Source organism: Marinagarivorans sp. (genome assembly GCF_982758155.1).
Window position 1 is genome coordinate 1 of record NZ_CEXWTU010000156.1, and the last position, 11,940, is coordinate 11,940.

At 47.8% G+C, this 11,940-nt stretch carries 8 protein-coding genes; 4 read left to right on the plus strand and 4 right to left on the minus strand.

Annotated features, from left to right (window positions below):
* The first annotated feature begins 72 nt into the window (after positions 1–72).
* A complete protein-coding gene (mnmC1, locus tag AC3A8L_RS14975; RefSeq protein ID WP_487963075.1) occupies positions 73–2,199 on the plus strand; it encodes an FAD-dependent 5-carboxymethylaminomethyl-2-thiouridine(34) oxidoreductase MnmC1 in 2,127 nt (708 codons plus the stop codon).
* Here the strand turns inward: mnmC1 and AC3A8L_RS14980 are convergent, their stop codons facing one another.
* From AC3A8L_RS14980 to AC3A8L_RS14995, 4 genes are all read right to left on the minus strand, one after another.
* Positions 2,200–2,658 carry an EVE domain-containing protein gene (locus AC3A8L_RS14980; protein WP_487963076.1) on the minus strand — a complete coding sequence of 153 codons (459 nt, stop codon included), beginning with the start codon at positions 2,656–2,658 and terminating at the stop codon, positions 2,200–2,202.
* Positions 2,659–2,662: 4 nt separating this feature from the next.
* Positions 2,663–2,965: a hypothetical protein gene (locus AC3A8L_RS14985; RefSeq protein WP_487963077.1), complete on the minus strand. Its 303-nt coding sequence runs from the start codon at positions 2,963–2,965 to the stop codon at positions 2,663–2,665.
* Positions 2,966–3,052: 87 nt separating this feature from the next.
* Positions 3,053–3,898 (minus strand): ribosome biogenesis GTPase YlqF, encoded by an 846-nt coding sequence (gene ylqF, locus AC3A8L_RS14990; protein ID WP_487963078.1) that lies wholly within the window; start codon positions 3,896–3,898, stop codon positions 3,053–3,055.
* Positions 3,899–4,014: 116 nt separating this feature from the next.
* The gene (locus AC3A8L_RS14995; protein WP_487963079.1) at positions 4,015–4,422 is read right to left on the minus strand and encodes an FHA domain-containing protein; all 408 of its coding nucleotides are present in this window, start codon (positions 4,420–4,422) and stop codon (positions 4,015–4,017) included.
* Between the two features lie 478 nt (positions 4,423–4,900).
* On the opposite strand from AC3A8L_RS14995, the gene AC3A8L_RS15000 reads away from it, so the two are divergent.
* The 3 genes from AC3A8L_RS15000 (at position 4,901) to AC3A8L_RS15010 (ending at position 11,809) form a co-directional block, all read left to right on the plus strand.
* Positions 4,901–6,106 (plus strand): hypothetical protein, encoded by a 1,206-nt coding sequence (locus AC3A8L_RS15000; RefSeq protein ID WP_487963080.1) that lies wholly within the window; start codon positions 4,901–4,903, stop codon positions 6,104–6,106.
* 446 nt (positions 6,107–6,552) lie between these two features.
* The gene (gene dxs, locus AC3A8L_RS15005) at positions 6,553–8,442 is read left to right on the plus strand and encodes a 1-deoxy-D-xylulose-5-phosphate synthase (protein WP_487963081.1); all 1,890 of its coding nucleotides are present in this window, start codon (positions 6,553–6,555) and stop codon (positions 8,440–8,442) included.
* A gap of 262 nt (positions 8,443–8,704) precedes the next feature.
* A complete protein-coding gene (locus tag AC3A8L_RS15010) occupies positions 8,705–11,809 on the plus strand; it encodes a phosphorylase b kinase regulatory subunit alpha/beta (protein WP_487963082.1) in 3,105 nt (1,034 codons plus the stop codon).
* Positions 11,810–11,940 lie beyond the last annotated feature (131 nt).

Genomic DNA, 11,940 nt, shown 5'->3' on the forward strand with positions numbered 1-11,940 from the left:
CGTCTAATTGGACAAACTATTATTGCCCCGCCCCTTAAACCCTGAAACCTCTCCTAAAGCAGTCCCAATGTTATGGCTGAATTTGAAAAACCTGAAATAATTTGGACCGATTCAAGCGTGCCAAAATCACGCACTTTCGATGACTTTTATTTCAATGAAGATAACGGCCCTGAAGAATCGCGATTTGTATTTTTACAGCACAATCAATTACAAGCACGCTGGGGTAACTTAGCGCATTGCTCAAGCCAGCATCAGATATTCACCATTGCAGAAACAGGGTTTGGAACGGGCCTTAACTTTTTAACCACTTGGGCACTATGGAATAAAGTGGCCCCAAAGACTGCAACACTCCACTATATCGCGATTGAAAAATACCCCCTCAATCGAGAACAGATTAAGAAGTCTAATTCGCAGTGGACCGAATTAAGTTTATTAGCCGAACAACTTTATAAACAGTACCCCAGCCCCTTACAAAGCAACGTTAATCGGCTCACTTTTAACCGAGGGCGAATTAAATTAACGTTAATTTTTGATGATGCCAAAAATGGCCTTGCGGGACTGCGGCCGTCTCATAGCTGTGCGCAACACGTTCACCAGAGTGGCTACCATTATGGAAGCTCATTTAGCCCCGTGGACGCTTGGTTTCTGGATGGGTTTTCGCCGGCTAAAAATCCCGACATGTGGACGCTTGCACTCTATGAGGTCATGGCCGCACTCAGTCAAAAAAACACCTCAATCGCCACGTCTACATCCGCTAGCGATGTTCGCCGCAACTTACACATAGCCGGATTTAACGTGAAAGCGACGCCAGGCTTTGGCCCCAAGCGTGAAATGCTGGCCGGCTTTTTTGAGCCATCAGAAAAATCTAATGCGCGAGACACGCACGAGGAAAAGCCTCAAAGGGAAAATGGCCGTGCAACTCGCCAGCGGGCGCGCCAAAAAGAAACACCTAACGCATCATGGCATCTATCGCCCAACCAGCAGCAAAGTAATATAAAACACATTGCCATTATCGGCGCAGGGTTAGCCGGCGCCCACTGCGCTTATGCGTTAGCATCACGCGGCTTTAAAATTACAGTATTAGAGAAAAACAACATTGCCAGTGGTGCAAGCGGTAATCCACAAGGTGTGGTTTATACGCGCTTTTCTCATCAGCAAGATGCACTGGCCCAATTTAACCGATATGCGCTGCACTACGCCGACAGCCTCTATAGCAACGGTTTTTATGACCGTAATGGAGAACGTTGCGGCGTATTGCACTTGGGTATGGAAGACAAGCAGCAAGCGATTCAATTGAAAGTTGCCGAACAACTCAAAGAAAATAAACCTTTGGCTTCATGGCTCACTAAACTGTACAGCGCAGAGGCTACGCAACTCGATAACGACAGTGAGGGGCTTTTCACTGAGTATGGTGGCTGGTTACAGCCACCAGAAGTCTGTCAGCATCTACTTCAGCACTCCAACATTACCGTGAAAGAGCACACGGCGGTCCACAGCCTCACCCCCATTGAAGCTGGATGGGAGCTGGATCTTGGCTCGGACGATAATTTAACGGCCGACGCAGTGATCATTGCTAACGCCAACAGCGCCACCCAATTTGAACAAACAGCACAACTCGCCATCAAGCCCATTCGAGGGCAGATGACCTACGGTGAGATAGCCGACAATGAAGCCTTTCCATTAGCAACATGCCTTTGTGGTGAGGGCTATATTGCTCCAGCGATTAAGCGACAAGATAAGGCTGAAACAGTGTGTTTTGGTGCGACCTTTGATTTAGGCCGGCATGATTTGGCAGTATCCGATGAGGACAATCTGAAAAACTTGGCACTAGCCGCTCAGTTAATTAGCCCTGCCCCGCTACCCAACCTAAGAAATATACAAGGTCGAGCCTCCTACCGCTGTACTACGCGCGATTATCTACCCATCGTAGGCCCGGTATGTAATACAGAAGAAATGCTTGAAACTTTTGCCCCTTACCGCGCCAATAAATACACGATCATTGATCAGCCGGGGCAATACCATCGCAACCTTTTCATCAATATTGGTCATGGCTCACGAGGACTTTCGTACACCCCTTTAGCGGCGGAAATACTGGCCAGCGTCATCACCGGCGAGCCACTCCCTATTGACGAACAGCTTTACCGCCAGGTTCACCCAGCACGTTTCATTATTCGAGATTTGGTTAGAAATAAGGTGTAGTTAAAGCATTGCCATTATGTGCTGACATTCATCAGAGGATACAGGTTGCACAGAGAGACGAGGCTGTTTAAGAAGCACCATGCTTGCCAGCTGAGATTCTTTTTTTAACCTTGCTAATGGTAGAACATGATCAAATCGTCGCTTCAGCTTTAAGTCCACGCAATACCAACGCGGCTTTTCGAGCGTGCTTTTCGCATCATAGTAGGGGCCGCTTGAATCAAATTGTGCCGGGTCGTTATAACCGCTACGCACAACGGTCGCCAGCCCCGCAATGCCGATCAACTTACAGCTACTGTGGTAGATAAAAACGTTATCGCCTAGCTGAATATCATCACGCAAGTAGTTACGCGCTTTATAGTTGCGTACGCCATCCCAAACCGCGGGCGATTTCAGAGCAAGATCATCAATAGAGAATTCATCAGGCTCTGTTTTAAAAAGCCACGATTGAGGTAAAAGCACTGGGCTAATCTTCCCAAACCCAGCGCAAAGGCTCACCGAAATCATCTTTAATGAGCTTTCGTTTAGGCCGACGCGGCTTAGGCTGTACTGGGTGTTTGCGCTCCTCTAACGCTTTAACCGATTCAGTAACCGGAGTGCGTGATTCAGACGTGCGACCGTTAAAACCCTGTGCGAAAATGTTGACGTTATTCGGATTACCACTTAATCCTCGCGGCACGGCATTCACCTCGCCACCACCAGACATATAGCTGGATATGGCTTGTTCAAGCTCGGCACGAACTTCAGCTTTCGTTTTAAGTGGCTTCATAACACAACTGTAATGAGAATATAGTAATTACCTTAGCGCTTAACGCTATGAAAATAAAGGAACAGAACCACAGCACTGCGGCTATCATCAATCTCGCTGATGATAACTTACAAAAGGCTCCTCGAAACTAATACGCCCAAGCTTCCCCGCTCGCAACTCGCGAACAAAAAGCTCTCCCGTACGCAAGAAGTCCACACGCCCACCTTTTGCGCAACCACGCCGTTTAGCGACTTGCTCCATGGCCTCGTAAGCAATGTCAGACAACGATTTTATCGTAAAGTACTCACTCACACGCTCAGGGTAGCGCTGCAGCATGTAATCCATCGCGAATAAGCCAAGATCGTCATATTCAAGTGCCGTATCACGAATAGCCCCACTGGCTGCCAAGCGATAATTTACCATTTCATTCTTGGCGCCCGGCCAAGTCATTCCCGGCGTATCAATAAGCACAAAATCGTCTGTTACACGAATTCTGGCCTGCGCTTTAGTAATTGCAGGCTCATTACCTACGCTCGCGACTTTACGGCCAACCAAGGTATTGATGAGTGTAGACTTACCCACATTTGGGATACCGAGAATAAGTGCCTGCACTGCCTTAGCACGCCGAGCCTTCTGAGGCAGCATGGCAAGTACTCTATCCGGTATAGTTTTAGCGATACTGTTTTTCTCAGTAGTAATCGCTAACGCATCAACATTTTCTTGTTCGCGCCAAAAAGCTAACCATTGCTCGGTAATGGCGCTGTCAGCAAGGTCCGACTTACTCAGCACTTTAAGGTAAGGCTTATCTTTGCGTAAGGTTTCGATCATAGGGTTAGAACTGGAGTAAGGCAGCCTCGCATCCAGCACCTCAATCACAACATCCACCGAAGGCATGATATTTTTAACTTGTTTGCGGGCCTTCTCCATATGCCCAGGATACCAATTGATTAACATATTGTGCTCAAATAAGGGCGTTGAAAGGCAAGATGTAAAACCTTACCCTGTATAAAACAATCTACTTACCGCGATGGCTAGCGTTGCCACAGAGCGAAGCAAAAGAAACGGAAACGCTAACTTGCGACGCAGACCTTCGTCACTTTAAACATAATGAGATCAGGATCATTCAAATCGACCTTTTCACCCAGTTTAAAGCACCCCTGTCCCGCTAGAGGAAGAAACTTGTTATGGACAACGATACTATCAGCTCGACCAAACTTAACCACCGAGCCATTGGTACTGGTATCCAACAAGCCAAGCTGACCGTCCTTCATCACGATCGCGCAGTGGTTACGCGAAGCCAGTTCGCTATCAACAACCATCTGACAAACCGACTCATCACGACCAATTTGAAACGGTAAGTTACTCGGTAGCAAGCTATATTCTTTACCGCGAAAAAATAACGCAGCTCTTACATCCAACTCTTCTGCTGGCTCATCTATCAGCGTGTTCAAGCGTGTGGCAGAGATATTATCGCCCATCGGCTTAGCCTCATAACTGCGAAAACGTCAATTTTGACACGCCAGCCCTTAAAACGATAGTCAAAGCATCCTTTGATGGCTTGAGCGGCCCAGAAAATGATCAGTTTGTCCGCCTATTTACGCATGGCTGAATAGTTACAAATAAATATTATATTAGGTGACGAAATAGCATTGAACGGAAGATCTCGAATGTTAGCGACGAAGCCCTCCATATGGAAATTACTCCAAACCCAAGCGCTGACACGAATCGCCCGACTTGGGCGCCAAAAGGCTCTTTTTTGCGTTTATCACTCTCGCTTAAATGCACATAAAGCTTGTTCGCTACAGCATACAAACTGTATAGATCACTCTTTTAGCTCTAGAATATTGAGGTTACTGGTTTTTTGACGTTTAATTAGTCCATGAAACAAAAAGTAACGGGCCTGCTTGGCGAAATCCTGCAGTGTGATAACGCCCCATACCGGTTAATGGAAACACTATGATCCTATGCAAGCCCCAGTTTTCACTGTTTTGTTCGCTGTTATTAACAATTCCCGCTGTTAATGCTGCAGACATTTATAAGTGTATTCAGCCCGACGGCACCCCTCTTTTTCAAGCAGACTGCCCCAGCAATAGCATAAGCTCCGTCAAACTTAGTATTAGTGACATCAGCGACCTAGGGTTTAACAACAACGACACGCGTGGTTCCGCTGTCGGCGACCAGCTTATTCAGAACGGTAACTTTGAGGACCTTGTAGATGGCTGGTTAATCCGAGGCGATGCCGAAACGCTACCCGAAGAAGGTACTGCCGGTACAACGGCATTACGAGCATTTTCGAAAGGTGAAGTCGAAAGTAAAACGCGCCTGCGCCAATGCATTCCCGTAAAAGGGATTGGCAAAGCCAGTATTAGCGCATTTGTTAAGCAAGAGGGCTCAGCCAACCTTAAAGACAATGAACTACGCGTGGTTTCTTTTACATCAGACGATTGCTCAACCGGTGGCGAATACAATGCTCAACTCAACCCAACAGCCGCACCGGGTTGGCAAAAAGTCAGCAAAACCGACCTGGTTCCAGCCTTAGGTGCCAAAGCCATAATGGTTGAAATTGTTCACATCAACGCAGGTGGCGAGCCCGCATACGCGCTATGGGACGATATTGAATTCACCCTCACAGAAATAGAATCTGGCACGGTAATCCAATCTGTTTTCAGCCAATATACTCGCCCCATTGGCGAGAATCACATTCACAATAGTGATTTCGAAAATCAACTCGACAGCTGGCAAACCGGCTGGCCTGCCGAGTGGAATGAATATGGCGGCCAAGAGGTTTCCGGTGGTATTCACATCAAAGCCCACTCTAACTTCGGAAAAAAAATCCGCGGCGAGGCTTTAAGCCAGTGCGTTAACATTGGCGCCAATAAAACCTTCAAAACAGGGGTAAGCTTTAAACAAGATAAACTATCGTCTCAGCAAGGAAACGGCTTATTAAGGGTCGCTTGGATGCAAAATATAGACTGTAGTGGCCGGCAACAACTTGGCGCCAGCTACGAAACGACAAACACACCAAACTGGCAAGCACTCGGCGGGCAAATCAGCGCACCCGAAGGGGCGCAAAGTGCTCTCATACGCATGTACCAAACAATAGATGATACCGGTATGTTCGGCGCCTTTTGGGATAATGCCTTTTTTATCGCAACGGAATAAGGGGCGGGGCAAAAATAGTTTGTCCAATTAGGCGAAGGCGCCTGCTTTATCAACAAGGCGTTCGAAGGGGCGCATGCCGGGGCCTATAAGGATATAGGTTAGTAGGGTAAGTTACCGGGGCATGTAACGCTTTGGGCAACGATGTTGAGGAAGCAGGAGGCAAGTATTATTGGGTAAAGTATTTTTTCCTCGGCCCTAACCTATTCCCTCACGAATGACCATTAGTGGAGGAAACAATATTTCCCCCACTAATGGTTGATGACCAGATGCTTACATTCAAACGCGCCATCAGTGCATGGGAGGTAAACTCACCGCCCAATATGATTGCTTAAGCGCTATTTCATCACAGCTTTCTTTGCTCCATAGCCGCTTTATCTTTGTGTCGCGCTTTTAATCATTGTGAAGTCGCAATACAATGCCGTCTCATTACTGTTTAAGCTGTATACATGTTTGACGAAATTCCCGCCCAACGCCCCCAAACGCCTCTGCTTGATACCATCCAAGGGTCGGCTGATGTACGCGCACTCGATGAAAAGCTACTGCCACAGTTAGCCAAAGAATTACGTGCATTTTTATTATTTACCGTGGGTCAATCTGGCGGGCACTTCGGTGCTGGGCTGGGTGTTGTAGAGCTCACCATCGCCTTACATTATGTCTTAAACACCCCCGAAGACCGTGTAGTGTGGGATGTAGGCCATCAAACCTACCCGCACAAAATATTAACCGGTCGTCGTGAAGCTATGGGCTCAATACGTCAACAAAACGGCTTGTCGGGTTTTCCAAAACGCTCCGAAAGCCCTTACGATTCCTTTGGGGTTGGCCATTCAAGCACCTCGATAAGCGCCGCTTTAGGCATGGCTTTGGGCGCACAAATGGCCGGTAGAACGCAAAAAGCTGTCGCCGTAATTGGTGATGGAGCTATGACAGCCGGCATGGCTTTTGAAGCGCTCAACCATGCGGCACATACAAAAGCTGACTTACTTGTTGTTTTAAACGATAACAATATGTCTATCTCACCTAATGTCGGCGGACTGGCAACCTACTTTTCCAAGATTTGGGCATCCAAGGCCTATACCAGTTTTCGTGAAGGCGGAAAAAAGGTTCTAAAGCGGCTTCCTCAAGCCTCTGAATTAGTGCGTAAAACCGAAGAGCACATGAAAGGAATGGTATCCCCAAGCACTCTTTTTGAGGAATTAGGGTTTTATTATGTAGGCCCAATTGATGGCCATGACCTTCCGCGACTGACCCACGACCTAAAAAATCTTAGCGAGATTCCCGGCCCTAAACTACTGCATATCATCACACAAAAAGGAAAGGGCTTTACGCCGGCCGAACAAGACCCTGTTGGCTACCACGCCCTTAACAAGATCGAACCTAAGCCCGAAAAACGTCAACTGAAACGCTTAAAGTACCAAGACATTTTTGGCCAGTGGCTCTGCGATACCGCTGAACAAGATTCTAGCCTTGTCGGCATTACACCCGCCATGTGTGAAGGCTCGGGCATGGTCGAGTTTTCCGAACGCTTTGCCGACCGCTATTTTGACGTCGCCATTGCCGAGCAACATGCAGTCACCCTGGCTGCAGGCTTAGCTTGCGAAGGCCAGAAGCCAGTTGTCGCTATTTACTCAACTTTTTTGCAGCGCGCTTACGATCAGTTAGTTCACGACGTTGCCATTCAGAAGCTAGATGTTACGTTTGCCATTGACCGCGCAGGTTTGGTTGGCGAAGATGGTCCGACCCATGGTGGTAATTTCGACATATCCTACCTTAGCTGTATTCCAGAACTCATTATCGCAACACCCAGCGATGAAAACGAATGCTACCAGCTGCTCAAAACCAGTTATGACTTTAAAGGCCCATCGGCTATTCGCTATCCACGCGGCACAGGTTCAGGCGCAATCATTAATAAAAAGGCAACGGACCTTCCTATCGGCACAAGTCGCTCTATTCTTGCTGGAACATCTGTCTGCCTGTTGAATTTTGGCGTGCTACTCCCATCGGCAAAGAGCGTTGCTCTAAAGTCGGGTTATAGCCTTATCGATATGCGCTGGGTAAAGCCGCTGGATACTTCCGCGATCATCAAGGCAGCTCAAGAACACCAATTAATTGTCACACTTGAAGAAAACACGATTCAAGGCGGTGCAGGCAGTGCCGTGGCTCAAATTCTCAATCAGAACAGCATTACCACTCCGATAATCAATCTTGGCCTCCCCGATAGTTATATTGAACACGCAAAACGCTCGGATCAACTCAAGCAAATAGGGCTAGACAGCAAAGGGATTGAAGCATCAATCGCTCTACGCCTTCAAAAACTAAGCCCCGCCCCTGCAGCCTAGCTTAACCACTAGGCTTCAAATAAGATTTTTTTGAATGTCCGATATACCTTGGCGTTTAATTTGCTCTTGTTATAATCAAAGTATCTAGACTAACAGCCGTAATACACTTTTATTGTCTATGCTAGTAATGCATAGCCCCGCTCCTAGTCCATTTTTAGACCGGGTGCTAATAAACAAAAGTGTTTTTATGGCGAACGGGATTTTAACCTATCAAGGTTAGAGCAAAGCCCGCCGACAGACCCACAGACTAAGTGCCTTACCTATGAATAATCGTGAAAAGCTCGACGCTATTTTTGACCAAGTCGAAACTGTCATTATGTGCCGACAACACCCCGTCACTGGACTTATGCCAGCCAGCACTGCTGTCACCACACACGGGGACTACACCGATGCATGGGTGCGCGATAACGTTTATTCAATCATGAGCATTTGGGCGCTTGGCTTGGCATACCGCCGACAACACGAAAGTGAGCGCGCTGATCAACTTGAGCAAACCACCATTAAACTCATGCGCGGCTTACTCTTATCCATGATGCGACAAGCAGATAAAGTCGAAAAATTCAAACACACCCTGCACCCCCTCGATGCACTGCACGCGAAATACGACACCGCAACGGGCCTCCCTGTGGTCGCTGATGATGCTTGGGGACACTTGCAAATTGATGCGACCTCCATTTTTTTGCTGATGATGGCCCAAATGACAGCATCTGGCTTACGCATCATTCGCACATTCGGTGAAGTCGACTTTATTCAAAACTTGGTCTATTACATCTCAAGTGCTTACCGCATTCCCGATTTTGGCATATGGGAGCGTGGTAATAAAATTAATAACGGCAAACCCGAAATTAATGCAAGCTCTGTCGGCATGGCAAAAGCCGCACTTCAAGCGCTTGACGGCTTTAACTTGTTTGGTGCAAACGCCAGTAAACGCGCCGTGATTCACACCATCCCCGATGCCGTATCGCTCGCGCGCAATACCTTAGCCAGCTTGCTGCCAAGGGAATCCCTATCAAAAGAGGTCGACAGTGCCTTATTGAGCATTATTGGCTTCCCTGCATTTGCAGTAGGCAACAAGAAACAAATCGAAACCACACGCAACGAAATTCTGAGTAAGTTAGGCGGCGAATATGGCTGCAAACGCTTTTTATGGGACGGCCACCAAACAGCTATTGAAGAAAGCTCACGCATTCATTATGAACACTCAGAGCTTGCCAGCTTTGAGCACATCGAATCCGAATGGCCACTGTTTTACACCTATCTCTACATACAAGCCCTGTTTGATGATGAACGCACCCAAGCTGATGCCTACCGCCGAAAGCTTGAATCGTTAATGGTCAATGTGGACGGGTTTGGCTTATTGCCTGAACTTTTTTATGTACCATCCGAAAATGTGGACGCCGAGCGCAAAAGCCCTCGTAGCCAAAAACGCGTCGCCAATGAGAACGTCCCTCTTGTTTGGGCTCAAAGCTTATACATTACTGGGCTGCTACTTGATGAAGGCTACGTAACAAAGGATGACCTTGACCCCCTCGTAATGCGACGTCGCTCTAGGCGTTATACAAAAAGCCAAATCGCGTTGGTTGTACTTGCCGAGAATGATGAGATCAAACAACATCTCGCCAAGCATGGTGTTATTGCCGAATCCCTTGATGACATTAACCCGGCCAAAGTAATCTCTGCACCGCATTTAGTCCAAGCCTTTACGCAAGTCGGCGCCAACGACACCATGGGCCTGACGGGTCGCCCATCCCGCCGCTTGCAAAGCTTAGCCACAAGCCAGACTTACACCATCAACGGCACTCGCTGCTTATGTTTATCTTGGCTGCAGAGCGAACAAAATGGTTACCGTAGTTTCGATACTCAACTCGCCACACAAAATATCGAGCGAGAGCTGGCGCACATTCACAACCACTGGCTAGGCCAAGAAGTCGCCGTGTTTACCTGGATGGTAGACCAGCGTTTCTGCGAAACACCTGGCGCAACAGCTTTTTTCGACGCCATTTGGCAACTACAGCTTCGCAGCCAACACGAGCATGTAGGTTATGCCTCAGCCAACCTAGCATTGCGCGCCGCAAGAGATAACGAACTGCACCTGCCCAGCCTATGCCTCACACCCTTCAAAACACGATCTCGAGACATGAGCGACTACTCACCCAAAATCACTCAAGAGACTCTAATACCTGAAGCCGAGCCACTTTTCACCGCCGATTCCGACCTTGCCCTTTACGATGCCATTAATGCATTTATGCAAGATCGCTCGCTGGAAAGCAACGTTAATAACGAAACGGTAAATTGTGGTGGACACACTCGCCTCAAAGACTTAATTAAGCACATTTATTTTAATGCACAGATTCAAAATCACTGGTTAAGTGCTCGCACCTGTTTTGCCATATTAGGCCACACCCATATTGATCTCGGCGATGCACTGACCATGCTAGCGGCGCGTCACCTTTCAATTAGTATTGGTAGCCAACAGAATAAGCGCATCACCCTCGCACACGCAAAACCCAACGCTGAAATTTACCGAGACATCAGTGAAGTTACTGACAGCGCTCTAGAGCACACACTCATTCAAGAAGTGCTGGCCACCATCGGCGGGCTTATGCGAACAAGACCAGACCTCTTTAAAGGGTTAGGTTCTGTTCAACTTCACAACCTGCTCCGCCTTTGCTGCAAGCAAGAAGATAGCGAGCTTACCCTTGAAGAGCTTGGCGTCCGATCCCCTGCACATATCTTAAATAAAATTGAAGCCATTCTTGAATCACAGCGACAGCTGTTTTCTCTCGGTGTTACCCAGTCGTACAACAATAAGCGTGCGAGCTACGCCGGTATTGCCAACAGTGACGCAGAAGCTGCGCACGCAATTGACACAGACTGGTTTGAGTGGCGTGTAGAGCGAGGGCTTATCACCAACTTCGATGAGGATTTCCTATTAGAAATTTGGCAAAGCCTTACCCATGCTCGATACATTGTCTTTGGCGGCAAAGATATGCAGGACTTCACCCTTGACTGCGAACTAACCCGCAGCTCAATGACGCCGAGTGAAGCAAGTTTTGCTCAGCATATTGATCAGCTGACGCATCACATTCACCCAGCCTACTTCAAAAGTGCTGCCATTGAAGCGCTTTACGGCTTTACTAACTACTGCACCAAAAACCCAGAAGTGTTTTTTGAACAGCCCGTCGTTATTGCACAAATAGTTGAGACTGCAGCTCATAAGCTAATTAAAGACCGAGACACAGATACCGGAGAAATACGCGACATCGACATTTTACTGCAGGAATCACCCGCCGTACTGCAAACCTATGTCGAGAAAGCGATTATCGACATGACAACAAACGGCCAGAACACTTTAGCCCCACAATAAAGCAGGCCCAAGCTGCATTAAGGGCCGAGGAAAAAATTCTTTATCCAATAATACTTGCCTCCGGCCTGCTCAGCAGCGTTGCTCAAAGCGTTACATGCCCCGGTAACTGCTCCACGACATTATGCTCCTGC